General features: G+C 73.4%; 24 protein-coding genes and 1 pseudogene. 14 read left to right on the top strand and 11 right to left on the bottom strand.

All coding sequences use genetic code 11. The features are described 5' to 3' along the window. Together ACIBTU_RS35995 and ACIBTU_RS35990 are read left to right on the top strand one after the other, a co-directional pair. Positions 1 to 132 (top strand): annotated as a pseudogene (locus ACIBTU_RS35995) (electron transfer flavoprotein subunit alpha/FixB family protein); the annotation flags it as partial. A gap of 169 nt (positions 133 to 301) precedes the next feature. Beyond that, positions 302 to 1,600, top strand: a complete 1,299-nt coding sequence (locus tag ACIBTU_RS35990; RefSeq protein WP_399130911.1) for a DUF6986 family protein — start codon at positions 302 to 304, stop codon at positions 1,598 to 1,600. Positions 1,601 to 1,695: 95 nt separating this feature from the next. Here ACIBTU_RS35990 and ACIBTU_RS35985 read toward each other — a convergent pair whose 3' ends face one another. Then, positions 1,696 to 2,733, bottom strand: a complete 1,038-nt coding sequence (locus tag ACIBTU_RS35985) for a LacI family DNA-binding transcriptional regulator (RefSeq protein WP_399130910.1) — start codon at positions 2,731 to 2,733, stop codon at positions 1,696 to 1,698. A gap of 239 nt (positions 2,734 to 2,972) precedes the next feature. On the opposite strand from ACIBTU_RS35985, the gene ACIBTU_RS35980 reads away from it, so the two are divergent. Together ACIBTU_RS35980 and ACIBTU_RS35975 are read left to right on the top strand one after the other, a co-directional pair. Further along, positions 2,973 to 3,935 (top strand): ROK family protein, encoded by a 963-nt coding sequence (locus tag ACIBTU_RS35980; protein WP_399130909.1) that lies wholly within the window; start codon positions 2,973 to 2,975, stop codon positions 3,933 to 3,935. Positions 3,936 to 4,176: 241 nt separating this feature from the next. Next, the gene (locus ACIBTU_RS35975) at positions 4,177 to 5,055 is read left to right on the top strand and encodes a class I SAM-dependent methyltransferase (protein WP_399130908.1); all 879 of its coding nucleotides are present in this window, start codon (positions 4,177 to 4,179) and stop codon (positions 5,053 to 5,055) included. A 36-nt stretch (positions 5,056 to 5,091) separates the two neighbouring features. Here ACIBTU_RS35975 and ACIBTU_RS35970 read toward each other — a convergent pair whose 3' ends face one another. Together ACIBTU_RS35970 and ACIBTU_RS35965 are read right to left on the bottom strand one after the other, a co-directional pair. Then, the gene (locus tag ACIBTU_RS35970) at positions 5,092 to 5,580 is read right to left on the bottom strand and encodes a hypothetical protein (RefSeq protein WP_399130907.1); all 489 of its coding nucleotides are present in this window, start codon (positions 5,578 to 5,580) and stop codon (positions 5,092 to 5,094) included. 111 nt (positions 5,581 to 5,691) lie between these two features. After that, positions 5,692 to 6,309: a LysE family translocator gene (locus ACIBTU_RS35965; protein ID WP_399130906.1), complete on the bottom strand. Its 618-nt coding sequence runs from the start codon at positions 6,307 to 6,309 to the stop codon at positions 5,692 to 5,694. 111 nt (positions 6,310 to 6,420) lie between these two features. On the opposite strand from ACIBTU_RS35965, the gene ACIBTU_RS35960 reads away from it, so the two are divergent. Both ACIBTU_RS35960 and ACIBTU_RS35955 read left to right on the top strand, forming a co-directional pair. Continuing rightward, positions 6,421 to 6,873 carry an Lrp/AsnC family transcriptional regulator gene (locus tag ACIBTU_RS35960; RefSeq protein WP_399130905.1) on the top strand — a complete coding sequence of 151 codons (453 nt, stop codon included), beginning with the start codon at positions 6,421 to 6,423 and terminating at the stop codon, positions 6,871 to 6,873. 58 nt (positions 6,874 to 6,931) lie between these two features. Then, entirely contained in the window at positions 6,932 to 7,441 is a 510-nt protein-coding gene (locus ACIBTU_RS35955) for a hypothetical protein (RefSeq protein ID WP_399130904.1), read from the top strand. 153 nt (positions 7,442 to 7,594) lie between these two features. Here ACIBTU_RS35955 and ACIBTU_RS35950 read toward each other — a convergent pair whose 3' ends face one another. Further along, positions 7,595 to 7,981, bottom strand: a complete 387-nt coding sequence (locus tag ACIBTU_RS35950; RefSeq protein WP_399130903.1) for an STAS domain-containing protein — start codon at positions 7,979 to 7,981, stop codon at positions 7,595 to 7,597. 233 nt (positions 7,982 to 8,214) lie between these two features. Here ACIBTU_RS35950 and ACIBTU_RS35945 point away from each other — a divergent pair, with 233 nt between their 5' ends. Both ACIBTU_RS35945 and ACIBTU_RS35940 read left to right on the top strand, forming a co-directional pair. After that, the gene (locus ACIBTU_RS35945) at positions 8,215 to 9,102 is read left to right on the top strand and encodes an aminoglycoside phosphotransferase family protein (protein WP_399130902.1); all 888 of its coding nucleotides are present in this window, start codon (positions 8,215 to 8,217) and stop codon (positions 9,100 to 9,102) included. Positions 9,103 to 9,210: 108 nt separating this feature from the next. Next, the gene (locus tag ACIBTU_RS35940; RefSeq protein WP_399130901.1) at positions 9,211 to 10,200 is read left to right on the top strand and encodes an NUDIX domain-containing protein; all 990 of its coding nucleotides are present in this window, start codon (positions 9,211 to 9,213) and stop codon (positions 10,198 to 10,200) included. 136 nt (positions 10,201 to 10,336) lie between these two features. Here the strand turns inward: ACIBTU_RS35940 and ACIBTU_RS35935 are convergent, their stop codons facing one another. Continuing rightward, the gene (locus ACIBTU_RS35935) at positions 10,337 to 11,080 is read right to left on the bottom strand and encodes an MBL fold metallo-hydrolase (protein ID WP_399130900.1); all 744 of its coding nucleotides are present in this window, start codon (positions 11,078 to 11,080) and stop codon (positions 10,337 to 10,339) included. Positions 11,081 to 11,159: 79 nt separating this feature from the next. Beyond that, entirely contained in the window at positions 11,160 to 12,524 is a 1,365-nt protein-coding gene (locus tag ACIBTU_RS35930) for a dipeptidase (RefSeq protein ID WP_399130899.1), read from the bottom strand. A 177-nt stretch (positions 12,525 to 12,701) separates the two neighbouring features. On the opposite strand from ACIBTU_RS35930, the gene ACIBTU_RS35925 reads away from it, so the two are divergent. Further along, positions 12,702 to 13,916, top strand: a complete 1,215-nt coding sequence (locus ACIBTU_RS35925) for a geranylgeranyl reductase family protein (protein WP_399130919.1) — start codon at positions 12,702 to 12,704, stop codon at positions 13,914 to 13,916. Here the strand turns inward: ACIBTU_RS35925 and ACIBTU_RS35920 are convergent. Then, complete coding sequence (locus ACIBTU_RS35920) at positions 13,906 to 14,364, bottom strand: nitroreductase family deazaflavin-dependent oxidoreductase (RefSeq protein ID WP_399130898.1); 459 nt, start codon at positions 14,362 to 14,364, stop codon at positions 13,906 to 13,908. The two genes, ACIBTU_RS35925 and ACIBTU_RS35920, sit on opposite strands and share 11 nt — an antisense overlap. A gap of 145 nt (positions 14,365 to 14,509) precedes the next feature. Between ACIBTU_RS35920 and ACIBTU_RS35915 the strand changes: the two genes are divergently transcribed. The 3 genes from ACIBTU_RS35915 to ACIBTU_RS35905 all read left to right on the top strand — a co-directional run bounded on the left by ACIBTU_RS35915 (position 14,510) and on the right by ACIBTU_RS35905 (position 17,621). Beyond that, positions 14,510 to 15,226 (top strand): TetR/AcrR family transcriptional regulator, encoded by a 717-nt coding sequence (locus tag ACIBTU_RS35915; protein WP_399130897.1) that lies wholly within the window; start codon positions 14,510 to 14,512, stop codon positions 15,224 to 15,226. Positions 15,227 to 15,552: 326 nt separating this feature from the next. Further along, positions 15,553 to 16,959, top strand: a complete 1,407-nt coding sequence (locus ACIBTU_RS35910; RefSeq protein WP_399130896.1) for a sensor histidine kinase — start codon at positions 15,553 to 15,555, stop codon at positions 16,957 to 16,959. After that, positions 16,956 to 17,621, top strand: coding sequence for a response regulator (locus tag ACIBTU_RS35905; protein ID WP_399130895.1), 666 nt, complete (start codon positions 16,956 to 16,958; stop codon positions 17,619 to 17,621). Before ACIBTU_RS35910 ends, ACIBTU_RS35905 begins: the two co-directional genes overlap by 4 nt. 72 nt (positions 17,622 to 17,693) lie before the next feature. Here ACIBTU_RS35905 and ACIBTU_RS35900 read toward each other — a convergent pair whose 3' ends face one another. After that, positions 17,694 to 19,226: an MFS transporter gene (locus tag ACIBTU_RS35900; RefSeq protein ID WP_399130894.1), complete on the bottom strand. Its 1,533-nt coding sequence runs from the start codon at positions 19,224 to 19,226 to the stop codon at positions 17,694 to 17,696. 87 nt (positions 19,227 to 19,313) lie between these two features. Here ACIBTU_RS35900 and ACIBTU_RS35895 point away from each other — a divergent pair, with 87 nt between their 5' ends. Next, positions 19,314 to 19,724: a MarR family winged helix-turn-helix transcriptional regulator gene (locus ACIBTU_RS35895; protein ID WP_399130893.1), complete on the top strand. Its 411-nt coding sequence runs from the start codon at positions 19,314 to 19,316 to the stop codon at positions 19,722 to 19,724. A gap of 21 nt (positions 19,725 to 19,745) precedes the next feature. Here the strand turns inward: ACIBTU_RS35895 and ACIBTU_RS35890 are convergent, their stop codons facing one another. Then, positions 19,746 to 20,483 (bottom strand): maleylpyruvate isomerase family mycothiol-dependent enzyme, encoded by a 738-nt coding sequence (locus ACIBTU_RS35890; protein WP_399130892.1) that lies wholly within the window; start codon positions 20,481 to 20,483, stop codon positions 19,746 to 19,748. A 228-nt stretch (positions 20,484 to 20,711) separates the two neighbouring features. Here ACIBTU_RS35890 and ACIBTU_RS35885 point away from each other — a divergent pair, with 228 nt between their 5' ends. After that, positions 20,712 to 21,593 (top strand): GNAT family N-acetyltransferase, encoded by an 882-nt coding sequence (locus ACIBTU_RS35885; RefSeq protein WP_399130891.1) that lies wholly within the window; start codon positions 20,712 to 20,714, stop codon positions 21,591 to 21,593. Positions 21,594 to 21,785: 192 nt separating this feature from the next. Here the strand turns inward: ACIBTU_RS35885 and ACIBTU_RS35880 are convergent, their stop codons facing one another. Continuing rightward, positions 21,786 to 22,994 (bottom strand): MFS transporter, encoded by a 1,209-nt coding sequence (locus ACIBTU_RS35880; protein ID WP_399130890.1) that lies wholly within the window; start codon positions 22,992 to 22,994, stop codon positions 21,786 to 21,788. A 568-nt stretch (positions 22,995 to 23,562) separates the two neighbouring features. Continuing rightward, positions 23,563 to 24,342 carry a DeoR/GlpR family DNA-binding transcription regulator gene (locus ACIBTU_RS35875; RefSeq protein ID WP_399130889.1) on the bottom strand — a complete coding sequence of 260 codons (780 nt, stop codon included), beginning with the start codon at positions 24,340 to 24,342 and terminating at the stop codon, positions 23,563 to 23,565. Between the last annotated feature and the right edge of the window lie 75 nt (positions 24,343 to 24,417).

Genomic DNA, 24,417 nt, shown 5'->3' with positions numbered 1-24,417 from the left:
TCGAAGACGATCGTCGCGATCAACAAGGACCCCGAGGCCCCGATCTTCGACCTCGTCGACTACGGCGTCGTCGGCGACCTCTTCGACGTCGTCCCGCAGCTGACCGAGGAGGTCAAGACCCGCAAGGGCTGACCCGCTCCACTGTCGACGGGGCCGCGTGGTGTTCATCACCGCGCGGCCCCGTCCGCGTGACGGGACCATGCAAGGGAGCCATTGACTGACGTCATCACGGCCGTTAACTTCACTATGCGGATTGTTGATTCCGTGGAGTGGAAACATCGAGCATATGGAGGGTGCAGTAATGGGTCAGCAGGAGAAGGTGTCGACGAGCCTCGCCGGTGCGGTCAGCGAGGGCATCAGCGCCTCACTCGCCCCGGTCGACGCGGAGCTCGGGCGCCGCTACCCGGGAGACCCCGGCACCCGCCAGCCGGTCCACACGGTCTATGTCCCGGGTGACGCCTTCGACGCCGGCACCATCCGGTCCTGGGGCGACCAGGCGCTCGCGATGCTCGACGAGCACGCGCCGGACGCCGCCTCGTTCGCCGCGGTGCTCGGTCTGAGCGACGAGCTCGCCGAGCCCGTCTACAGCCGTGTACGCGCCAAGCTGGAGCGCGAGCCCGTCGAGGACCTCCGGGTCGACTTCGAGGACGGCTACCGCCCCAAGTCCGACGCCGACGAGGACGAGACGGCCGCCCGCGCCGCCCGCGTCATCTCCGAGGCGTTCGCCGACGGCACGGCCGCCCCGTACATGGGCATCCGCATGAAGTGCATGGAGGCCCCGGTCCGCGACCGCGGCATCCGCACCCTCGACATCTTCCTCACCGGCCTCATGGAGCACGGCGGCCTGCCCGAGGGCCTCGTCCTCACGCTGCCGAAGGTGACGTACCCCGAGCAGGTCACCGCGATGGTGCGGCTCGTCGAGGCCTTCGAGAAGCACCACGGCCTGGAAGAAGGCCGGATCGGCTTCGAGATCCAGATCGAGACCAGCCAGTCCATCCTCGGCGCCGACGGCACCGCCGCCGTGGCCAAGATGATCGACGCCGCCGAGGGCCGCGCCACCGGCCTGCACTACGGCACCTTCGACTACAGCGCCTGCCTCGGCGTCTCCGCCGCCTACCAGGCCAGCGACCACCCGGCCGCCGACTACGCGAAGGCCGTCATGCAGGTCGCCGCCGCCGGTACGGGCGTCCGCGTCTCGGACGGCTCCACCAACGTCCTGCCGATCGGCACGACCGCCAAGGTCCACGACGCGATGCGCCTCCACTACGGCCTCACCCGCCGCGCCCTGGCCCGCGCCTACTACCAGGGCTGGGACATGCACCCGGGCCACATCCCCACCCGCTACGCCGCCGTCTTCGCCTTCTACCGCGAGGGCTTCGAGGCCGCCGCCGCGCGCCTGGCCGCCTACGCCAAGCAGGCCGCCGGCGACATCGCCGACGAGCCCGCCACCGCCAAGGCCCTCGCCGGCTACCTCCTGCGCGGCATGGACTGCGGCGCCCTCGACTCCGGCGAGGTCGTCAGCCGGACCGGCCTCACGCTCGCCGGGCTCGAGCACTACGCGGGCCCGCGCCGCGGCGACCTGACGGTCAAGGGCAAGTAGCCCCCACCGCGCACTCCGCAGCGCGCCGCACAAAGACTCTGCCCCTCCCCGGGGTCGGCCGGGGAGGGGCAGAAACGTGTCCGGGACCGGATCGGTCAGTCGGCGGGCGGCAGTTCGCCCGAGCCGCGCCGGATCAGCCGCGTCGGCAGCTCGATGCGCTCCGGGAGCAGCGTCGCCCCGTCCAGCTGACGGAACAGCCGCTCGGCGGCCGTGCGGCCCAGCTGCGCCGCGTCCTGCGCGACGACGGTCACGCCGGGGCTCAGCAGATCGCCCAGCTCGATGTCGTCGAATCCCACGAGCGCGACGGAGCGCTTCTGCTCGGCCAGGACGCGGATCACCGTGACCGTCACGCGGTTGTTGCCCGCGAAGATCGCGGTCACCGGGTCGGACCCGGACAGCATCTCCTCGGCGGCCCGCCGCACCCGCTCCGGGTCGGTGACCCCCAGCGACATCCAGCGGTCCGCCACCGGTATACCGGCGTCCTCCATCGCGGCGCGGTAGCCGCGCAGCCGCTCCGCGGCCGTGTGGATGCGCGGCTGGTCGCCGATGAAGCCGATCCGCCGGTGCCCGCCCGCGATCAGGTGCGCCACACCGTCCCGGGCCCCGCCGAAGCTGTCCGACAGCACCACGTCCGCGTCGATCCGCCCGGCCGGACGGTCCACGAACACCGTGGCCACGCCCGCCGCGATCTCCGGCTCCAGATAGCGGTGGTCGTCGCCGGCCGGGATCACCACGAGCCCGTCCACGCGCCGCGCGCACAGGGCGAGCACCAACTCCTGCTCGCGGTCCGGGTCCTCGGCGCTCGATCCATTGATGAGCAGCGCGCCGTGCGCCCGCGCGACCTCCTCCACGGCCCGGCTCAGCGGCCCGTAGAACGGGTCGGCGAGGTCCTCCAGGACGAGGCCGATGCTCGCCGTGCGGCCCTTGCGCAGGACGCGCGCGCTGTCGTTGCGCCGGAAGCCGAGCGCGGCGATCGCCTCCTGCACGCGCCGCTCGGTGTCCGGGGTGACGCCCGGCTCCCCGTTGACGACACGGGACACGGTCTTGAGGCCGACTCCGGCCCGCGCGGCGACATCCTTCATCGTCGGGCGGTTGCCGTAGCGGCTCTCGGTGCGGCGGGCGGTACGGTCCACTGTGCGCTGTCCTGTCCTGTCGTCGCGGCCGTGCGACCGGCCGAGGCGACCGCACTCGGAGGCGGGGCGACGGCCGTTCGTCAGGGGTTCATCATGCGGTATGCCTATGTGGCGTCGAGCATAGGCCCTGGACAACGTTGTCAGACTCGGGGGAGACTGTCGACCGCATGCTCAGGCTTCCTTACAGTTGCCTCCTCGACCTGCCTTTTCCCGGCCTTCCCCAGGGGGATCCGACACCGATGCACATGGACCTCGTCGCCGCGCTGGACATCGGCGGCACCAAGATCGCCGGCGCCCTGGTGGACCACCGGGGCCGCATCCTGCTGCGGGCACAGCGGCCGACGCCCGCGCAGGAGGACGGCGACACGGTGATGGGCGCGGTCGAGGCGGTGCTCGACGAGCTCGCGGCCTCCCCGCTGTGGTCCGGCGCCCGCGCCGTGGGCATCGGCAGCGCGGGGCCCGTGGACCGCCCGGCGGGCACGGTCAGCCCGGTCAACGTGCCCGGATGGCGCGGCTTCCCGCTCGTCGCCCGCGTCCGGGACCGTGTCGGCGGTCTGCCCGTCGAGCTCGTCGGCGACGGCGTGGCGATGACCGCCGCCGAGCACTGGCAGGGCGCGGCGCGCGGCCACGACAACGCGCTGTGCATGGTGGTGTCCACCGGCGTCGGCGGCGGGCTGATCCTGGGCGGGCAGCTGCACCCGGGCCCGACGGGCAACGCGGGCCACATCGGCCACATCAGCGTCGACCTCGACGGCGACCTCTGCCCCTGCGGCGCGCGCGGCTGCGTCGAGCGCATCGCGAGCGGTCCGAACATCGCCCGGCGCGCGCTCTCCGACGGCTGGCGCCCGGGGTCCGACGGCGACGCGTCCGCCGCTGCCGTGGCCCGCGCCGCCCGGGCGGGCGACCGGGCTGCCGTCGCCTCCTTCGAGCGCGCGGCCCAGGCCCTGGCCGCGGGCATCGCCGCCACCGCGACCCTCGTCGAGATCGACATCGCCGTGATCGGCGGGGGAGTGGCGAAGGCGGGTGAGGTCCTCTTCGCGCCGCTGCGCCGCGCCCTGCGCGACTACGCCACGCTCTCCTTCGTCCAGCGCCTCGAGGTGGCTCCCGCGTCCACGGGCACCGACGCGGGGCTCGTCGGGGCGGCGGCCGCGGCGCTGCGCAGGGGCGCGCACGCGGGCGAGGCGCACCCGCAGGCCGTCTGACCGGCGCCCGTCGGCTGTCCGACCCGACGCCTGCCGGCGTACCGCGCACCGCCGTTCACCTGCCCTTCGCCCGGAATTCATACGCGATTTCGGGGCATCGCGGGCTTCTGCCGCTGTGCTTGAAGTGCGTGCACCTGTTCCCCTACGGTCGCTGGAACGCGGCGCCCCCACGGCGCTCGTCCCCACCCCCCTTACCCCCATGTACGCCGTCACGTCGTCTACCCGTGAGGGTCACCGAACCATGCGAGCGCTACTTTCCGGCAAGACCGCCCGACGGGCCCTGCGCCCGGTCGTCGACCTCATCGACCAGCGGATCGACCAGCGCGTCGAACGCCGCGTCGCCCCTCTGCGCAATCGCCAGCGCCCTCTGGAGCTTCTGCTCGACGGCACGGGACGCGGCCCGTCCCGGCTCCCCGCCCAGGTCCATCTCGACCGCCTCGTCGGGGAGTTGGAGCAGCTGACCGGCGACCGCGCGGGCGCGGAACGCAACGTCGCCCAGTCGTTCCGCCTCCTCATCGCCCTGGAGTCCCTCGGCGTCGGCCGCATCGCCGGCGGCACCATGAACATCTGCGGCAAGCTCTCCGCCGTACCGCTGCTCGACCCGCCGAACGACGACGTCCTCGAGATCGGCACGCTCTACGGGATGTTCGGCGCGGCCATGATCCGGATGCTGGAGCGCGCGGGACGCGATCCGCGCCTGACGATCGTCGATCCGCTCGCCGGACTGCAGCTCCAGCCGGGCACCACCGAGGGCGCCGACCCGACGGGCACCCCCGTGCGGGGCGCCGCCGTCCGCACCAACCTCGCCCTCGCCGGCGAGGCGGGCGCCGCGGCCCGCGTCCAGCGCGGCTTCTCCGGCGACCCGGACGTACGCGCCGCCGTCGCCGACCGCGCGTACGGCGTGATCATCGTCGACGGCGACCACTCGGCGCCGGGCGTGGCGGCGGACCTGGCCTGGGCCGAGGAGATCGCGGCGCCGGGCGGCATCGTGGTCCTCGACGACTTCGGCCATCCCAAGTGGCCCGGCATCAAGGAGGCGTTCGAGAAGCACATGGCGGGCGACACCCGCCTGAGCTTCCTGGGCCAGGCCGCCAACTCGGGGTTCCTGCGGGCTGATTGACGTCGGGCCGGCGCGCGGGAGTCAAGGTTGCCGGGGCTATTGCGGATACCCCTGCTCACTCATGCACTCGGCGAACGTCTTCTGCTGCATCGTGGCCGAGTACTCGTCGGTGAGGGTGTCGAGGGCTTCGTCGCCCGAGTCGCTGCCGCCGGGATAGGCCTCGTCGGCGACGGTCTGGCAGTGGGCGTGCGCCTCCGTCCGGCTGAGCGCGGCGGGGACGTGCGCGTCGGAATCGGGCGGGACCACGACCGCCGGGGCGGCGTCCTGTCCGTCGGCGCCGTCCTTGCCCGCCGGGCCAGGGGCGCCGCGGGGGCCGATCGCTCCGGCCGGCCCGACAGGTCCGGACGGGCCCGCCGGGCCGGGTGCCTGGCGCTGGTTCTGAAGGTCGCTGATCTGCAACTGCTGCGCGACCAGGACGCCGGTCTGCGCGGCGAGCACGACGACGAGCCCGACGAGCAGGGCCGCGCGCCGGCGCGGCCGTCCAGGTCTTGCCGACGGCTCGGCGGGTATCTCTTCTGTGGACATGTCCCCCCTCTGGCGAGGGCAGGATCCTATGTCAGCCGGGGCGGCCGCTCTGGCGGGGCCGACGGCTCGGCCGGACGTTCCCGGTTCGCGGCGCGGGTTCTCTGGCCGGGCTCAGCCGGTCAGGCGCTCCACCAGGAGCAGCGCGCCGATGGCGATCATCATCGCGCCGCTGACGCGGGTGACGAGGCGGGCGGCCGCGGGGCGGGTGCTCAGGACCGTGCGGGCCAGGACGCCGACGGCCAGGTAGACGACGGCGCACGCGATCAGGTGCACCGTGCTGAGCAGACCGGTCTGCGCGGCGGCCGGCCAGCCCGTGGCGGGGTCGATGAACTGCGGGAACAGGGAGAAGTACAGCAGCAGCGCCTTCGGGTTCAGGCCGCTGGTCCCGGCGCCCTTGACCATGGTCCGCAGCCGGGACGTCTCGGGGCCCGCTTCGGTGGTCGTCGGTACGGCCGGCTCCCGCAGCACGCCCCATCCCAGCCACAGCAGATAGCCGGCGCCCGCCACGGTCAGCGCGGTGAGCGCGGCCGGGTAGCTCGCCACGACGACCGCCAGGCCCGCGACGGCCACGAGGGCGTAGACCGCGTGTCCGGCGATCAGCCCGGCCACCGCCGGGACGACGGAACGTCCCCGCAGTCCGGCGGAGATCGCGTAGGCCCAGTCCGCGCCCGGAGTGAACACCAGCAGCAGGTCCACCACCAGGAAGGCCGCCAGCGTCGTCGTGTCCATCGATCGTTCCCTCTCGCTCTTCTTGCTTCGGAGGGAAGGCTAGGTCGGATGTGCCCGAAAGTGTTGCCATCCTTACCCCGCTACGGCGCGATCTGGGGGAGAATCTTCGCCATGGACGCTCTGGATCGGAAAATTCTTGCTGAGCTGCAGTTCGACGGCCGTCTGACGATCACCGAGCTGGCCGCCCGGGTGCGGCTCAGCGTCTCGCCCTGTCATCGCCGGCTGCGCGATCTCGAACGCGCGGGTGCGATCCGCGGCTACCGTGCGGTCGTCGACCCGGCAGCCGTAGGTCTCAACTTCGAGGCGCTCGTCTTCGCGACCCTGCGCTGGGAGACCCCGGACACCGTCACCGCCTTCGAAGAGGCCGTGTCGGCCGTCCCGCACGTCCTCCAGGCGCAACGCCTCTTCGGTGAACCGGACTACCTGCTGCGCGTGGCCACCAGCGACCTGGCCGCCTTCCAGCAGCTCTACGACGAACAACTGGCGCGGCTGCCCGGAGTCCAGCGCCTGACCTCGACCCTGGTCATGAAGAACGTCATCACGGACCGGCCGCTGCCCGAGTAGAGGAGGTGCCGAGCGGCTCCGGTCGACCGTGTCCGGGGCCCGGGAGGATCATGGCCTCATGAACGGCATACGCGTACCCGCGACGGCGCGTCTCTCGATCGCCGCCGCGATGACTGCGTGCCTCCTGGCGTCCAGCGCCGGGGTGGCGGTGGCTGCGGCTTCGCCCTCGGCGGCCGCGGATGCCTGGGGGAAGACGAAGAAGTGGAATGGCGGCCTCTCGGTCACCGTCTCGAAACCGGTCAAGTTCACGCCGAGCCCCTACTCGATCGGGCACACGACCGGGAACCAGGCCGTGAAGTGGCGGATCACGGTGCACAACGGGTCGGACGAGGCTTTCCAAGGGGCGCTGCTGACGGTGAACGTGAAGGCAGGGCCGGACGGCGACGTCTGTGAGCAGATCTTCGACGGGGATCTGGGCGGAGGCATCACGGGAAGCGTGTCCCCGGGCTCCTCCGGCACGGCCGACTTCGCGTTCGACATTCCGCGGAACAAGCTGAAGAAGGTCGATGTGGAGGTCGTGCCCGACTTCCTGAAGGACGGGAAGCACTGGGTCGGCGCGGTGAAGTAGTGAAGTAGTGACGTAGGGGACGCGGGGCGGTGTCAGCCCGCCTCGGGCGGTCGGGGTGTCTCGTGCTGCCGGTCCGCGCGGCGCGCCGGCCGACCGGGGCCCCGTCGGGGCGCGGGTGCCCGTGCGGTGCGGCCGGCGGATGTCCTCGGTGGCTCAGCGGAGCGCTTCGTGGAGCGTCGGGACCGGGGTCAGGGTGTCGGTCAGGCCTGCCACGTCGATGACGCGCAGGGTCAGGGGGTGACGGCAGATCACCGTGGTGCGGGCGCCGCGGGCGCGGGCGCGGCGGCTGGCGCGGACCAGGAGGGTCAGGCCGGAGCAGTCGAGGAAGGTCGTCGCGGTCAGGTCCACGGCCACGACCCGGTACGGGCCCGCCGCGACCGTGTCCAGGAGCGGCGTCATCCGCTGGAGCGCGAGGATGTCGATCTCCCCGTCGAGCTCGACCACGACGCTGTCGCCGGTCTCGCGGACCACGGGCGGGGGGCCGGGGTCGGCGGCGGAACGGGTGAGGGTGAGGTGGTCTGCGCGGTGGCCCTGTCGCATGGGTCCCCCCGGGTTCGGGCACCTGTCCGGCTCCGGGAGGGGAGCCGAGGGTGTGGTCACGGAATCTCGGTATGCGGACGAACACGCGGACGCCGGGGGCTGGGGCGTCTGCGCGGTCACGGTAACGGCCGGGCCCCCGAGTTGGCCCGAGGTCTCGAATTCCCGCACGGACTCGTCACTTGATGGAGTGAATCGGGTGGTGGAGGGTTGACCGAAAGGGGCAGAGTGGCGGCGTGACGACCGCTGATGAGCTCGCGAGCCCGCCGCCCGTCATCGACACCGCGCTCGTACGACGCCTCGTCGACCGCCAGTTCCCCCAGTGGGCCGCGCTGCCCCTGACCCCGGTCGACCCCGGCGGCTCGGACCACGTCATCCACCGCCTCGGCCCGGACCTCGCGGTGCGCCTCCCGCGCCGCGCGGACGTGCGGGGACAGGCGGACAAGGAGTCGGCCTGGCTGCCCCGGCTCGCCCCGCACCTGCCGCTCGCCGTCCCCGTCCCGGTGGCCGTGGGCCGCCCCGGACTCGGCTACCCGTTCCCCTGGGCAGTGGCCCGCTGGCTGGACGGGCGTACGGCGACCGTCGAGGAGGTCGGCGGGTCCACCCGGGGCGCGCGTCAACTGGCCGGATTCCTCCGGGCGTTGCAGTCCGCCGCCCCGCCCGTCGACCGCTCCGGTCTGAGCGGCGAGACGCTGGGTGAGAGAGACGCGGGAACCCGCCGAGCCATCGCCCGGTTCGCCCACGTCTTCGACGCGCCCGCCATGACGCAGCTCTGGGAGGCCGCCCTCGCGGCCCCGCCCCGCGCCACCGGCCCCGTCTGGTTCCACGGCGACTTCCACACCGGGAACCTGCTGACCGTCGACGGCCGGATCAGCGCAGTCATCGACTTCGGCGGCCTGGGCTTCGGCGACCCCGCCGTCGACCTCATGGTGGCGTTCACCCTCCTGTCCCCACCCGCCCGCGCCGTCTTCCGCACCGCACTCGGCACGGACGACGCGACCTGGCTGCGGGGCCGCGGCTGGGCCCTGACCACGGGATTGAGCGCCTACGCGGCCTACGCCGGCAGCAGCCCGGCGATCGCCGCGCAGACCGCCCGCCAGATCCGCGCGGCGCTCGCCGGCTGACCCCGGCCGCGCCGGGCGCGCGCGGCGTGTCCGCCCCCTCATCAGTGCCTGGTTTCCGTGGCAGGGTGTTGCGGGCAAGCCTCTGGGGGCCGACGAAGAGGGGGAACCGTGATCGTCTGGGTCAACGGCGCGTCTCGTGCGGGCAAGACCACCGCCGCCCGGGAGCTGATCGATCTGATCCCGAACTGCACGCTCTTCGACCCCGAGGTGATCGACGCCGAACTGGAGCGCCTGCTGCCGCCCAAGCGGCTCGCGGAAGTCAGCGACCGGCAGGACCTGCGCATCTGGCGACGCCTCGTGGTCGACACCGCCGCCGCCCTGCACGCCGAACTGGGCGGGGTGCTCGTGGTGCCGATGGCGCTGCTGCGCCAGGAGTACCGCGACGAGATCTTCGGCGGGCTCGCCGCCCGCCGGATCCCGGTGTGCCATGTGCTCCTCGCCCCAGGGGAAACGATCCTGCGCGAGCGGGACCCCGCCGGTGAGGCCCCGGCGGACATCGAGCCGTACCGCGCCGCGTTCACGACCTGGCTCGCCGCCGACGCCTACCCCGTCGACAACGGCGCCCTGACCCCGCGCGAGACCGCCGTACGGATCGCCGCCGCCGTCCGCACCGGAGAGGCGGCGCCCTGCGACATCGTGCAGACGCCCGAGCCGACCGCCGAGACCGTCGCGGCCGGTGTCCTCCTCTTCGACGCCGAGGACCGGGTGCTGCTCGTCGACCCGACGTACAAGCCGGGCTGGGAGTTCCCCGGCGGGGTCGTCGAACCGGGGGAGGCGCCCGCGCGAGCCGGGATGCGGGAGGTCGCCGAGGAGACCGGGATACGACTCGCCGACGTGCCCGGGCTGTTGGTCGTCGACTGGGAGCGGCCGGTGCCTCCGGCGTACGGGGGGCTGCGGATGCTGTTCGACGGGGGGCGGCTGGAGCACGGCGTCGAAGTCGTGTTGCCCGGGCCCGAGTTGAGGGCTTGGCGGTTCGTGACGGAGGAGGAGGCGGCGGGGATGTTGCCGCCCGTCCGCTTCGAGCGGCTGAGGTGGGCGCTCAGGGCGCGGGAGCGCGGCGCTGCCCATTACCTGGAAGCGGGCGTGCCCTTGGGGTGACCCGGGGCTTGGTGCGGGGATGGCGCCACAGGGGTGTGGAGCGTTGTCGGCTTGCGGTGCGTCGTGGCTGGTCGCGCAGTTCCCCGCGCCCCTGGAGGCATGCGGCTTCGCCGCGCCTCCCCCAGGGGTGGGCCCCTCAGGCCGGGAGGTCGTAGGTCGCTGCCGACGCCCGCAGCGCCGCGCCCGCGTCGCTCGTCACCGGGTCGCCGTGGCCGAAGCAGGCCAGGTCCGTGTCCAGGGATGCCAGGTGGTGGAAGGATCTGACGGCCTGGGGGCGCTGCTGGTTGAAGACGCCGAGGACGATCTGGGAGTCCACCGGGGAGGCGGCGATGGCGTCGCCGGTGAACAGGACTCCGTGGTGCGGGAGATGGAGCGCGATCGAACCCTCCGTGTGGCCCGCGGCCGGGACCACCACCGCGCCGCCGCCGATGCCGTCGAGCAGCTCGCCGTCCTTCAGCTCCCGCACCGAGGGCGGGAACTCGGGGTGCGCGGGCGGGGCAGGAAGCGCGGCGAGGGCCGTCTCGTGGATCGGGCGCTCCCAGTCCTCGAAGACCGGTTCCGGGCCGGGGTGTTCGCCGCGTATGTACGGGGCGTCGAGGTGGTGGGCGAGGATCTCGGCGCCGCTGAGGCGGGCGAACTCGGCGGCGCCGCCCGCGTGGTCCTCGTGGAAGTGGGTGAGGACGATGCGGCGCACGTCCTGCGGGGCGTGCCCCCAGTCCCGTACGGCTTCGGCGATCGGCCGGCCCGCGCCGTACGCGCCCGCGTCGATCAGTGTCAGGTCGGAGCCGTCCCGCCAGAGGTAGGCCTGGCCGACGGGGAAGCGCAGGAGGCGCAGGTGCGGGCTGAGGTCGCGGATCTCGGTCACGGGGTAGGGCTTCATGCGGTGACCGTAGGCGCGGAACGGGCCGAGGGCCGCCCGTCTCTGCCGGGAGCAGAGCGGAACGGCCCTCGGGGACACGTCAGTTGGCGGCGGCCGCGTACTTCTGGAGGAACAGCGCCTCCGCGACCGAGAGCCGCTTGAGCTCGTCCGGCGACACGCTCTCGTTCACCGCGTGGATCTGCGCCTCCGGCTCGCTGAGCCCGATGAGCAGGATCTCCGCCTCGGGGTAGAGCGAGGCCAGCGTGTTGCACAGCGGGATCGAGCCGCCCTGGCCGGCGAACTGCATCTCCTGGCCGTCGTACGCCTCCGCCATGGCCTCGGCCATCGCCGCGTACGCCGGGCTCTGCGTGTTCGCGCGGAACGCCTGGCCCTGGCCGACCTGCTCGACGCTCACCCGCGCGCCCCACGGGGTGTGCGCCTCGATGTGCCCGGTCAGGAGCTTGGTCGCCTCGGCGGCGTCCTGGCCCGGCGGCACTCGCAGGCTGATCAGCGCGCGGGCGCCGGCCTGCACGGACGGCGTCGCGCCGACGACCGGCGGGCAGTCGATGCCGAGGACGGTCACGGCGGGCCGCGCCCAGATCCGGTCGGCGACCGTGCCGGAGCCGATCAGCTCGACCCCGTCGAGCACCTTCGCGTCCTTGCGGAAGCTCTCCTCGTCGTACTGCAGCCCGTCCCACTCCGCACCGGCCGGCAGCCCGTCGACGACGGTCGAACCGTCCTCGTCGCGCAGCGAGTCCAGTACGCGGATCAGCGCGGCGAGCGCGTCGGGCGCGGCCCCGCCGAACTGGCCGGAGTGCCGATTGCCGCCCAGCGTGTCGACCTGGACCCGCACCAGCGTCATGCCGCGCAGCGTCGAGGTCGCCGTCGGCAGGCCGACGCGGAAGTTGCCCGCGTCGCCGATGACGATGGTGTCGGCCGTGAGGAGGTCCGGGTGCTGCTCGGCGTAGCGCTCGAGGCCGCCCGTGCCCATCTCCTCCGAGCCCTCGGCGATGACCTTGACGCCGACCGGCACGCCGCCGTTCGCCTTCAGCGCGCGCAGGGCGAGCAGGTGCAGCAGCACGCCGCCCTTGCAGTCGGCGGAGCCGCGTCCGTACCAGCGGCCGTCCTCACGCTCGGTCAGCTCGAACGGGGGCGTGGCCCACGCGCTCTCGTCCAGCGGCGGCTGCACGTCGTAGTGCGCGTACAGGAGCACGGTGGGCGCGCCCGCCGGGCCGGGCAGGTAGCCGTAGACGGACTGGGTGCCGTCCGGGGTGTCGAGGAGCGCGACGTCCTGGAAGCCCTCGGCCCGCAGCGCGTCGGCGACCCAGTTCGCGGCGCCCTCGCTCTCGCTCTTCGGGTACTGGTCGAAGTCCGCCACCGACTTGAAGGCCACCAGTTCGGTCAGCTCCGCCTTGGCGCGGGGCAGCAGAGAGGTGACGGTCTCGGCGATCGGATGCGGCGACATGGGCACGCTCCTCGTGGGTGCGACGTTGTACGGGGTGTGCCGATGATCCTCCCACAGCGGGTCAGCGCGGCCCCGGTCGTAGGATGCGGGGGAGCAAGGCGGCAGGCAGTCCCATCAGTGGCGATTCGGGAGCAGTAGACCATCGTGAGCAGCGAGAACCCGGCGGACGGCAACGAGATGGCCGACGAGCGCGACCTGGGTGTGTGGGACGTCGTCGTGGTGGGCGCGGGACCCGCCGGGGCGTCCGCCGCGTACGCGGCCGCGGTCGCCGGCCGCCGGGTGCTGCTCCTGGAGAAGGCCGAGCTCCCGCGGTACAAGACGTGCGGCGGCGGCATCATCGGCCCCTCGCGCGACGCGCTGCCGCCGGGCTTCGAGCTGCCGTTCAAGGACCGGATCGACGCGGTCACCTTCTCGCTCAACGGCAAGTACACGCGCACGCGGCGCTCCCGCAGCATGCTGTTCGGTCTGATCAACCGTCCGGAGTTCGACGCCCGGCTCGTCGAGCACGCCCAGAAGGCCGGGGCCGAACTGCGCACGGGCGTCACCGTGTCGCGCGTCGAGCAGCACGGTTCGGCCGTCCCCGACCGGCGCACCGTCGCGGTCGTGCTGTCGGACGGTGAGACGGTCCTGGCGCGGGCCGTCGTCGGCGCGGACGGCAGCGCCAGCCGCATAGGAGCGCACGTCGGGGTCAAGCTCGACCAGGTGGACCTCGGCCTTGAGGCGGAGATCCCGGTGCCGGAGACGGTGGCCGAGGACTGGCGCGGGCGCGTCCTCATCGACTGGGGCCCGATCCCCGGCAGTTACGGCTGGGTGTTCCCCAAGGGCGACACGCTCACCGTCGGTGTGATCTCGGCGCGCGGCGAAGGCGCCGCCACCAAGCGGTACTTGGAGGACTTCATCGGGCGGCTCGGCCTCGCCGGGTTCGAGCCCGCCATCTCCTCGGGGCACCTGACCCGCTGCCGCGCGGACGACTCGCCGCTCTCGCGCGGCCGGGTCCTCGTGTGCGGTGACGCGGCCGGCCTGCTGGAGCCGTGGACCCGTGAGGGCATCTCGTTCGCGCTGCGCTCGGGGCGGCTCGCGGGGGAGTGGGCGGTGCGGGTCGCCGAGGCGCACGACGCGGTGGACGCGCGGCGGCAGGCGCTGAACTACGCGTTCGCGATCAAGGCCGGGCTCGGCGTCGAGATGGCCGTGGGCCGTCGGATGCTGACCGTGTTCGCCCGGCGGCCCGGACTGATCCACACGGCCATCACCGGCTTCCGGCCCGCCTGGCACGCCTTCGCGAAGATCGTCCGCGGCTCGTCCTCGCTGGCCGAGATGGTGCGCACGCATCCGGTCGCGGGACGCGCGCTGTCCCGGCTCGACCGGCAGGAGGGCGACGCGGTCAGTTCGTGACCGTGATGCGGAAGACCGGGTGGTCGGGCGCGATGCGGCGCAGCTCCTCGTCGGAGGAGTCGGGCCCGACGCCGTTGAAGAACACCCCGACCTCGGCCTTCCAGCGCTTCAGGTAGGACCGCAGCAGGACCGGCTTGTCGTCGTCGGTGACCTCGACCGCCGTGAACGTGTCGGCGCGCTTGCCGAGGCGCAGCTCGCCGCCGCCCGCGGCCCGCATGTTGTGCGTCCACTGCACATGGCCGCGCGGCGCGACGAGGTACTGCTGCCCGTCCACGGTCAGGAGGTTGACCGGCGTCGTGCGCCACTCGCCGCTCTTGCGGCCCCGGACGGCCAGCACCCGGGAACCCCAGACGCTGATGCCCCTGCGAGTGATCCAGGCGACGGCCCGGTTCATGACGTTGACGGTGAACCATCCGGGCTTCTGCACGTGCGGGGCCGACGCGGACATCGTGTCCTCCAGGAAAGTGTGAGCGGTGCTCTCGCTTGAGAGCATTCTGCACCCGTCCGGCATGCCGATGCAAGAGCAGTGCTCTCTTTTGTGTGCGGCGTTCCGCGATGTGTGCACCGCTCCGATCGCATGCGAGACTGGCCGTATGAGTACGACCCGCAGCACGCCTTCCCGGACCACCCAAGGGGCTCGCGCACGCGCCCGCCTGGAGATCACCGCGGCCATCAAGGACGAGGCACGCAGACAGCTCGCCGACGAAGGAGCGGCCAAGCTGTCGCTGCGCGCCGTCGCCCGTGAGCTCGGGATGGCCTCCTCGGCCCTGTACCGGTACTTCCCGAGCCGCGACGATCTGCTGACCGCTCTGATCACCGACGCGTACGACTCCCTGGGCGAGGCCGCGGAGAGAGCGGACGCCGGCCGGGCCGAGGGAGCCACGTCCGTCACCCGCTGGGTGGCCGTCTGTGCCGCGGTGCGGGACTGGGCGCTCGCGCATCCGCAGGAGTACGCCCTCATCTACGGTTCGCCCGTGCCCGGCTACAGCGCGCCGCAGAGCACGGTCCCGGCCGCGGCCCGTGTCGGCCTGCTGCTGATCGGCCTGCTCCGGGAGGCCCACGAGGCGGGTGAGACCGTACTGCCGCCGCTCGCACCGGCGGCGAGGCCCGAGGCGGAGCGGATCGCGGCGGATCTGGCGCCCGATCTGCCGCCCGAGATCGCGGCGGCCCTGGTCGCCGCGTGGGCACAGCTCTTCGGACTCGTCGGCTTCGAGATGTTCGGCCAGTTCCAGCGCGTCGTGGAGGACCGCGCCGCGTTCTTCGCGCAGGCCGCAGCGCGGCTTGCGGAGGGTGTCGGGCTGACGCACTGATCCGGGGCGGCTGGTGCCGTGGGGCGGGTGCCCCGGTCCGGGAGAGTGGTCGGTTCTGCCGGGCGGTCCAGGGCGTGGCCGGTCTCTTCTTGTGGGCGTGAGTTCGGGCTTGCGTACCGGCGTGGTGGGCGAGGTGTTCGGACAGCCTCTGCCGGGTGAGGGCGACTTTCGCCTCGTCCGGGCGGGCCGCGTGGTGGCTTGCCCACGGCGTGGGCCATCGGGTTGACGCGGAGGTGCGTGCGGCGGGCGCGTACTCCGCCGGGAGTATGCGTGATCGCCACGCCCGGCTGACGCCGGTCGCGGGCCCTGGCCCTTAGCGTGGCGGCATGGACGAACGACGCGAGCGCGCCGGCGGGGGGCCCCCCCCCCCCCCCCGGGGGCGCCCCCCCGGGGGGGGGGGGGGGGGGGGGGGGGGGCGGGGGGGCGGGCGCGCCGCCCCGCCCCCCCGCCGCCCGCGGCCGGGCGCCCCCCCCCCCCCCCCCCCCCCCCCCCCCCCGCCGTGGAGGCGGCCGGGGCCCGGGTGGTGGAACCAGGGGCCCGCCTGGTGGAACCGGACCGGCGGGACGCGGTGGCCGTGGCGGTCCACGCTGCTGGTCACCGCGTTCGTGCTCCTCGGATCGACCTTCGCCGGACACGGCCAGACCGACCGCGTCCCGCTCGACGTGTTCGCCCGCCTTCTGCTGATCGCGGGCGGGCTCTCGCTGCTGTGGCGGCAGCGGTACCCCGTCGCCGTGGCCTTCGGCACGGCCGTCGCGGCGCTCGTCTACCTGGGCGCCGGATATCCGTACGGGCCCGTCTTCCTCACCGTGGCGCTGGCCTGCTTCTCCGCGATCGTCGCCGGGTACCGGTGGGCCGCGTGGGGTGCGGTCGGGCTGCTCTGGGCCGGGCATCTGGTCCTCGCGCACTGGCTCTACCCGCACCTGCCGCCCGCCCACGACGACGCCGCGTCCTGGGGGCAGGAAGGGCTCATCCTCGCGTGGGTGCTGGCCGTCGTCGCCGTCGCCGAACTGGCCCGGGCCCGCCGCGAGCAGTGGCAGCAGGCCCGTGCCGAGCGGGAGCGGGCCGCACGCCGCCGGGCCGACGAGGAACGGCTGCGGATCGCCCGCGAACTCCACGACGTCCTCGCCCACTCCCTCTCCGTGATCAACGTGCAGGCGGGCGTCGGACTTGCCCTCCTCGACGGCGACCCGGAGCAGGCCCGCACCGCCCTCACCACCATCAAAGCCGCCAGCAAGGAGGCCCTCGGCGAGGTGCGCCAGGTCCTCGACACCCTGCGCACGCCCGGCGACGCGCCCCGCACCCCGGCCCCCGGACTCGACCGCCTGCCCGAACTCGTCGAGCAGGCGGGCCACGCCGGACTCACCGTCGACGTCGGCACGGAGGGGAAACCGGTGCCGCTCGCGCCCGGGGCCGATCTCGCCGCCTTCCGCATCGTGCAGGAGGCGCTCACCAACGTCGTACGGCACTCCGGGTCCCGGCGGGCCCGGGTGCGGGTGCGGCACGACGCCGACGCGGTGACCCTCACCGTCGACGACGACGGGCCCGCGAGTCACGCCGAGGCCGGCGGCAGCGGCAACGGTCTCGCCGGAATGCGGGAGCGGGCCGCGGCGCTCGGTGGCACCATCGAGGCGGGTCCGCGGGCCGACGGCGGATTCCAGGTTGTCGCCACGCTGCCGCGTACCCCGCCCGCCGCGTCGTCGGCGCCCGAACCGACATCGGAGGCCCCCCGTTGATCCGCGTCCTGCTCGCCGACGACCAGTCGCTGGTCCGCGCCGGATTCAAGGCGCTGCTCGACGCCCAGCCCGACATCGAGGTGGCGGGCGAGGCCGCCGACGGGGAGGCGGCGGTGCGGATGGTCCGTGAACTGCGGCCCGACGTCGTGCTCATGGACATCCGGATGCCGCTGCTCGACGGGCTCGCGGCGACCCGGCGCATCGGTGACGACCCGCACCTGTCGGCCGTGCGCGTCGTCATGCTGACGACCTTCGAGCTCGACGAGTACGTCTTCGAGGCGATCCGCGCCGGGGCGTCCGGGTTCCTCGTCAAGGACACCGAGCCGGACGAGCTGCTGCGGGCGGTGCGGGCCGTCGTGCACGGGGACGCGCTGTTGTCTCCCGGGGTGACGCGCCGGCTCATCTCGGAGTTCGCCGCGCGGTCGAAGGAGCCGTCGGCCGCGGCGTCGCTCGCGGAGCTCACGGAGCGGGAGCGGGAGGTGATGGCGCTGGTCGGGATCGGGCTGTCCAACGAGGAGATCGCGCGACGGCTCGTCGTCAGCCCCCTCACGGCGAAGACCCATGTGAGCCGGGCGATGGTGAAGCTCGGGGCGCGCGACCGGGCCCAGCTCGTCGTCCTGGCCTACGAATCGGGACTGGTCCGCCCGGGCTGGCTGGGCTGACGCGGGGCGGTACGGGGAGAGGGACCGGCTCGCACCCCCGTGGCGTGCCGGTCCCTCGTGTGCGGGGCGGGATCAGTCCCGTACGGGGACGCGGTCCTCCGCTGCCTCCGGCACCGAGCGCGCCACGACCACCGAGTCCCGCGACCGGCTGCGCCGCAGCCCCGGCAGGGTGATCAGCAGGCCCGCCACCGCGATCGCGGTGACCACCACGAGGCCCGGTCGGAAGCTGTCGAGGACGGCCTGCGGGGAGGAGCCCTTCGGCGCGTTCGCGGTGACGACCGCGGTCACGACGGCCAGGAAGATCGCCCCGCCCACCTGCACGGACGTGTTCAGGAGGCCGGAGACCATGCCCTGTTCGTCGTCGTCGACGCCATTGGTGGCCTGGATGTTGAGGGACGGGAAGACCAGGGCGCACGCGGCGCCGATCAGCAGCATCGTCGGCAGGATCACGACCGCGTAGACGGGGTCGAGGTTGATCCGGAGGAAGAGCGCGTAACCGACGACCATCAGCCCGAACCCGACGGCGATCAGCCGCGGCGTGCCGAACCGGTCCACGATCGCGCCGACCTTCGTCGAGGACAGCGCCACCAGCGCACCCGCCGGCAGGAACGCCAGCGCCATGCTGAGCGCCGACCAGCCGAGCAGGGACTGCAGGTACAGCGTCGCGAGGAACTGGAAGCTGACGTACGAGCCGAAGAAGGTCATGGCGCCGAGCTGGGCCCGGATCTGCGAGCCGGAGCGCAGTACGCCGAGCCGGATGAGCGGGCCGGGCGAGCGCCGCTCGATGCGGACGAAGAGGGTGAGAAGGACGGCGACGGCGAGGAAGGAGAGGAGGGTGCGGGGCGAGCCCCAGCCGGCCTCGGGCGCCTGGACCACGGTGTAGACGAGGAGCAGCATCGACAGGGTGCCGGTGACGGCGCCCGGGACGTCGTAGCCGCGGTGGTTCTCCTCCTTGGCGCTGTGCGGGATGAGCTTGATGCCGAGGAGCAGGGCGATCAGGGCGATCGGCGCGGGCAGCAGCATCGTCAGGCGCCAGCTGGCCTCGGTGAGCAGCCCGGACAGGACCAGGCCCATGGAGAAGCCGGTGGCGGCGCAGGTGGTGTAGATGGACAGGGCGCGGTTGCGGACCGGGCCCTCGGCGAACGTCGTCGTGATGATGGAGAGGCCGGCCGGTGCGGTGAAGGCCGCGCTGAGGCCCTTGATGAAGCGGCTGGCGATCAGCAGCGGACCCGAGTCGACGAGTCCGCCGAGCACGGAGGCCAGGGCGAAGACGCCGAGCGCGATCAGGAAGACGCGGCGGCGTCCGAGCAGGTCGGCCGCGCGGCCGCCGAGCAGCAGCAGGCCGCCGTAGCCCAGGATGTAGCCGCTGACGACCCACTGGAGGGTCGCCGTCGACAGGCCGAGTTCGGTGCCGATCGAGGGCAGGGCGACGCCGACCATCGAGACGTCGAGCGCGTCGAGGAACATCGCGGCACAGAGGACGAGCAGGGTCCCCCACAGCCGGGGCGACCAGTGGGACTGATCCGGTGCGGTCGACTGAGCCTTGGCGGTCGGCTCCGGGGACGACGGAGCGGACGCCGCGGCGTCGGTGAGCGGAGAGGTCATGTGCAGCACACTACATGCACATGCATTGACTGCAAGTGCATTTAATTCCGATGCAACAAAGGGCGTCTTTTCTGCTACGGTGCGGTTATGACGGCACAGGAGTCGGGAGCGAGGGCCGGCGCGGGCCTCGTGGATCAATGGCGGGACATCCTCGCCAAGCACGCGCGCACCATGTGTGAGCTCGATCGCGAGCTGCACGGACACGGCCTGGGCGCCAGCGACTTCGAGGTGCTCGACGTGCTCGCCGAGGGCACCCCGCAGGACGACTCCGCCGGGTTCCGTGTGCAGGAGATCGCCGGCCAGGTCCACCTGAGCCAGAGCGCCCTGTCCCGGCTCATCGGCCGCCTGGAGAAGGACGGCCTCGTCGCGCGCGGCATGTGCAGCGAGGACCGTCGCGGAGTACGGGTGTGCCTGACCCCGAAGGGGCGCGCGCTGCACACCGAGGTGCGGCCGCTGCAGCGGGCCGTACTGAGCCGGATGCTGGAGTCCGGCGCCTGACGGCCCGCGCGGCCCACCGGCTCAGCTCCAGGTGATCGCCGAGTTCTCCCGCCACAGCGTGGCGACGGTGGCGTCGCCGCTCACGGACGGGAACGGGGCGCGGTTCCACAGCGCCACGTACAACCGCGCGGCGGACCCGGTCACTTCGCAGTCCGCCTCGCCCGTGTCACCGGCCTCGGTCGCCGGGGGATCCTGGCTGATCCGCACGGTCCAGACGCGGTCCGCGTCCGTCGCGCGCACCCGCAGCACCTTGGGCACGTCGGACCGGACCCGGCTCTTGGGGCGCGCGTGCATCCCGAGGAGCAGTTCCTCGATCCCGTCGACGGCGAGCTCGCGCGGGACGGGGTCCGGCGCGGTCGCGAGCGCCGACTGGGCGTCCACGCGGTGCACGGTCGTCTCGTGCGCCTGACGCCGCGCCCAGAACGCGAGCGGCGACGGGGCGGGCAGGAAGCTCCAGCACGCCACGTCGGGCCGGGCCCGCGTGAGCGTGTCCACGAGCCGCGCGTGCCCCTCCCGGAACCAGGCGATCAGCGCGTCCCCGTCGAGATCGGGAAGCCCTCCGTCGGGGTGGTACGAGGTGTGGCCCTCCGCGACGAAGGCCGCGGCCCAGCGGTGCACCATGCCCGTGTGCCGCAGCAGGTCGCGGACCTGCCAGTCGGGGCAGGTGGGCACCTTGGCGTCGGTCCCGGCCCGCTCGGCGGCGTCCGCGAGCGCGTGGCCCTCCCGGTCGAGGGCCTGAAGGTGTTCGGCGATGTCCATGCGGTGAGTGTGCCGGGTGGAGCCCGCTCCGGGGCAGGTGTTTTCCTCCGCCTTCCTGTGGCCTCAAACGCGTTGCCGGGGACGGGAGGAGCGGCTAAGTTCGGTCCGCCGTCCGCCCGTTCGGGAGGATCGGCGCCGTCGACGAGGAGGTGTGGAGCACATGCGCAGGAGTGCCCGGCAGCTGGACCCGCGTACCGCCCATGGCCGCACCCTCATCACGGAGACACCTTGTCGCTGCACCTCACCCCGCTGACCGACCCCGCCGACGGACCGCACAGCCGGCGTCTGGCATGGCTGGCGTCCGATGCCGACGGCCACCCCGTCGGCACCGCGTTCCTGCGTCTGTTCACCGACCCCGGCCAGGAGCACCTGGCCGAACTGACGCTGCGCGTCCACCCCGCGGAGCGCCGCAAGAACGTCGGCTCCCGACTGCTCGACGCCGCTGTGGCCGCCGCCCGGGACGAGGCCCGGCGCAGCGTCGTCGCGCAGGCCGACGAAGGCTCGTCCGCCGACCGGTTCCTGCCCGCGCGCGGTTTCCGCAAGGTCCTCACCCTGAGGTACGCCCGGCTGCCGCTGGCCGACGTGGACACCGCCGCACTCGCGGAGATCGTCGAGCGTCCGCACCCGGGCTACCGGCTGGAGTCCTGGCAGGGCACCGTCCCCGACGACCTGGCGCCCACGTTCGCCGCATCGCGCCGTGCCATGGACGACATGCCCATGGACGACACCGACTACGGCACCGTGACCTGGGACGTGGACCGGGTCCGCGCCGTGGCGCGGGCCGTCGCGGAGCGCGGCGACCGGCTGGACACCGTCGTGGCCGTCGACACCGCGGACGGCTCCATCGCCGGGTTCACCGAACTCGTCACGCCCGGCGACGGCACCGGTGACGGTCAGCACTACGGCACGGGCGTCCTGCCCGAGCACCGGGGTCACGGCCTCGGCCGGTGGATGAAGGCCGAGTCGATCCGCCGGGCCCACCGGGACGTCCCGGGCCTCGGCGGCCTGCTGACCGACACGGCGGACAGCAACGCGTACATGCGGCACATCAACGACAGCCTCGGATACGTGCCGACGCACACGACGCACCAGTATCAGTTGGACCTCTAGGACCTCTAGGACCTCTAGGGCCTCTAAGGCTGCCAGGATCTCTAAGGCTTCCGGGATCTCTAGGGGTCTTCGGGCGGGCCGGGCGGGGTGATGTCGTTGTCCCCGACCGGCCCGTCGCCGTACGCGGGCGCGGACCGGGCCGTCACGCCGGCCTGTCCGTCACGCGCCCCGAGCCCTCCGGCCGCCAAGGGCTCAACCGCCGACCGCCACCCGCCGCGTCGCGAACCCGATCGTCGCCGCCACCGCCGCGAGCAGCGCCACGCTGGTGAGCGCCGTCGGCAGCGAGAACCAGTCCGCCATGAAGCCGATGGCCGGCGGCCCGAGCAGCATCCCGCCGTAGCCGAGCGTCGACGCGGCCGCGACCCCCGTCGGGCCCGCGAGCGCCCCGGCTCGCTCGACCGCGACCGGGAAGAGGTTCGCGAGGCCGATCCCGGTGATCACGAATCCGGCCAGGGTGAGCCAGACGGAGGGTGCGAGGGCGCCGAGCAGCATGCCGGCCGCGCCCGTCGCCCCGCCCGCCACCAGCGTCCGGGTCCTGCCGAGCCGTTCGAGCAGTGCCGTGCCGCTGAGCCGGCCGATCGTCATGGCGAACGCGAAGCACGCGTAGCCGGCCGCCGCGACGCCCGGGTGGGCGCCCAGGTCCCGCTCCATGTGCAGCGCGCTCCAGTCCGCGAGCGCGCCCTCCCCGTACGCCGTGCACAGGGCGATGAGGCCGAAGACCAGCACGATGCCGCGGGTGCCGCGCCGTGTCTCCCGGGGTTGTCCGGCGGGGGCCGGGAGCTGCTCCGGCGGGCGCGGGGCAGGGGTGCGCAGAAGGGCCGGGGCCGTGACTGCGGTGACGACCAGGCCGATCACGGTGATCGCCAGAAGGTGCCGGGTGGGGGAGAGGTGCCCCGCGACCAGCCCGCCGAGGCCCGAACCCAGCATGCCGCCCAGGCTGAACGCGGCGTGGAAACTCGGCATCACCGGGCGGCGCAGCGCGGCGACCAGGTCGACGGCGGCGCTGTTCATCGCCACGTTGATGCCGCCGTACGCGGCGCCGAACGCGAGCAGCACCAGGCCGAGCGCGAGGGGGCTGTGGGTGAGCGGCGGCAGGGCCACGGTCAGCGGGAGCAGGACGCCACAGGCGACCGTGACCGTGTGACTGCCGAACCGGCGGCACAACCGCCCCGTCAGCATCATCGTCACCACGGCCCCGGCCGACACCCCGAGCAGGGCGAGTCCGAGTGCACTCGCGGAGGCCCCGGTCTGCGCCTTGATCGCCGGAATCCGCACCACCCATCCGGCGAAGACGAACCCGTCGAGGGCGAAGAACACGGTCAGGGCGATGCGGAGCCGGGTCAGCGCGGTCGTACGCGGGGCGTCGGCGTTGACGGTCCGAGGTTTGTTCAGTAGCGGCACAAACTCAGGGTAGGGGTGTGCGGCGGGGCGGGACAAGACGGCCTGAGTGAGACGTGGCCCGCAGTCCGGGCGAGTGGGCACGGTGCCGGTGCCGATCCGGAGCGTGGCCGCGCGGTGAGGTCGAGGCGGCAGGAGTCCGGCTCGGCTCCGGGGCGGGTCGGCCGCCGGCCACCGTCGCGGCGCGACGTGCGTCAGGGGCGGGACCGCTGACGGGGTGGGCCCGTGTTCGGGTGTCGAGGCGCCGTGCGGGTGATCCTGCCGCTCGGTCGTGACGGCCCTGGCTCGCGCCTTGCCCTCGCGACGGTCGTCGGACCGCGATCATGGTCGGCCCGAGAGCTCGAGTGGGGCCGCGCTCGCTCAGCTACCGGCCCGAGCCCGCCCCCGGCCCGAGCCTGCCCCCGGCCGGAGCCTCGCCCCCGCGATGGTCGTCGGACCGCGATCACGGCCGGCTCGAGAGTCCGGGTCGGGCCGCGCTCGCTCAACTACCGGCCCGAGCCTGCCCCCGGCCCGAGCCCGCCCCGGCCCGATGGCCGTTGTTGCCGGCCCGAGGCGCCCCCTCTGCCGTGCCTCAGACCGCCACCACCGTCACGCCCGCCTCCTCGAAGCGGGCCAGGACCTCCGGGTCCGCCGCCGTGTCTGTGACCAGGACGTCCAGGGCGCTCACGTCGCAGATCCGGGCGAAGGCGCGCTGGCCGAGCTTGCTGGAGTCCGCCGCCACGATCACGCGCTCGGCGCGCTCGCACAGGAGGCGGTTGATCGCGGCCTCCGCCTCGTCGTGCGCGGACGCGCCGTGCGTGACGTCCAGGCCGACGACACCGAGCACGGCGGTGTCCATCGTGATCTGGCCGAGCACCCCGTCGGCGAGCGGGCCGATGAGCTCGTAGGACTGCGGACGGGCCACGCCGCCGGTGAGCACGATCTTGAACTGGGGGCGCACCGCCAGCTCGTTCGCGATGTTCAGCGCGTTCGTGACGATCGTCAGCGCGGGCGTGCCCGAGGAGAAGTCGGGGCGGACGGCCAGCGCGCGGGCCACCTCGGTCGTCGTCGTGCCGCCGGTGAGTCCCACCGCCTCGCCGGGCGTGAGGAGTTCGGCGACCGCCTTCGCGATGCGCTGCTTCTCGGCGGCGCCCAGCGCCGTCTTGTACCGCAGCGGCAGCTCGTAGCTGACGCCGTGCACGACGGCGCCGCCGCGCGTGCGCACGAGCATCTGCTGCTCCGCCAGTTGGTCGAAGTCGCGCCGGATCGTCGCGGCCGAGACGCCGAGCTCGGTCGCCGCGTCCTCCACGTCGAGCCGGCCACGCTCGACGAGCAGCTCGAGAAGGGACTTCCAGCGGGCGTCGCGGGACATGCGCGGTCTCCATTCGTCGAGCGGCCCGTTCGTCACCGGAACCCTAGCCGGTGTGCGCACGAATGCTTGATAATG

Origin of the sequence: Streptomyces sp. NPDC050145, from assembly GCF_044460245.1 — a bacterium.
In the GTDB taxonomy this organism is placed as follows: domain Bacteria; phylum Actinomycetota; class Actinomycetes; order Streptomycetales; family Streptomycetaceae; genus Streptomyces.
Note: the sequence above shows the minus strand (reverse complement) of the source record. Positions and strands in the feature narration are given on the sequence as shown.

Coding starts and splice junctions, on each gene's coding strand:
- ACIBTU_RS35990 (WP_399130911.1), top strand. CDS start 302: ATGGGTCAGCAGGAGAAGGTGTCGACGAGCCTCGCCGGTGCGGTCAGC.
- ACIBTU_RS35960 (WP_399130905.1), top strand. CDS start 6,421: ATGGACGCTCTGGATCGGAAAATTCTTGCTGAGCTGCAGTTCGACGGC.
- ACIBTU_RS35955 (WP_399130904.1), top strand. CDS start 6,932: ATGAACGGCATACGCGTACCCGCGACGGCGCGTCTCTCGATCGCCGCC.
- ACIBTU_RS35890 (WP_399130892.1), bottom strand. CDS start 20,483: ATGGACATCGCCGAACACCTTCAGGCCCTCGACCGGGAGGGCCACGCG.
- ACIBTU_RS35965 (WP_399130906.1), bottom strand. CDS start 6,309: ATGGACACGACGACGCTGGCGGCCTTCCTGGTGGTGGACCTGCTGCTG.
- ACIBTU_RS35930 (WP_399130899.1), bottom strand. CDS start 12,524: ATGTCGCCGCATCCGATCGCCGAGACCGTCACCTCTCTGCTGCCCCGC.
- ACIBTU_RS35935 (WP_399130900.1), bottom strand. CDS start 11,080: ATGAAGCCCTACCCCGTGACCGAGATCCGCGACCTCAGCCCGCACCTG.
- ACIBTU_RS35980 (WP_399130909.1), top strand. CDS start 2,973: ATGCACATGGACCTCGTCGCCGCGCTGGACATCGGCGGCACCAAGATC.
- ACIBTU_RS35950 (WP_399130903.1), bottom strand. CDS start 7,981: ATGCGACAGGGCCACCGCGCAGACCACCTCACCCTCACCCGTTCCGCC.
- ACIBTU_RS35895 (WP_399130893.1), top strand. CDS start 19,314: ATGACGGCACAGGAGTCGGGAGCGAGGGCCGGCGCGGGCCTCGTGGAT.
- ACIBTU_RS35920 (WP_399130898.1), bottom strand. CDS start 14,364: ATGTCCGCGTCGGCCCCGCACGTGCAGAAGCCCGGATGGTTCACCGTC.
- ACIBTU_RS35975 (WP_399130908.1), top strand. CDS start 4,177: ATGCGAGCGCTACTTTCCGGCAAGACCGCCCGACGGGCCCTGCGCCCG.
- ACIBTU_RS35900 (WP_399130894.1), bottom strand. CDS start 19,226: ATGACCTCTCCGCTCACCGACGCCGCGGCGTCCGCTCCGTCGTCCCCG.
- ACIBTU_RS35915 (WP_399130897.1), top strand. CDS start 14,510: ATGAGTACGACCCGCAGCACGCCTTCCCGGACCACCCAAGGGGCTCGC.
- ACIBTU_RS35875 (WP_399130889.1), bottom strand. CDS start 24,342: ATGTCCCGCGACGCCCGCTGGAAGTCCCTTCTCGAGCTGCTCGTCGAG.
- ACIBTU_RS35925 (WP_399130919.1), top strand. CDS start 12,702: ATGGCCGACGAGCGCGACCTGGGTGTGTGGGACGTCGTCGTGGTGGGC.
- ACIBTU_RS35910 (WP_399130896.1), top strand. CDS start 15,553: ATGGACGAACGACGCGAGCGCGCCGGCGGGGGGCCCCCCCCCCCCCCC.
- ACIBTU_RS35970 (WP_399130907.1), bottom strand. CDS start 5,580: ATGTCCACAGAAGAGATACCCGCCGAGCCGTCGGCAAGACCTGGACGG.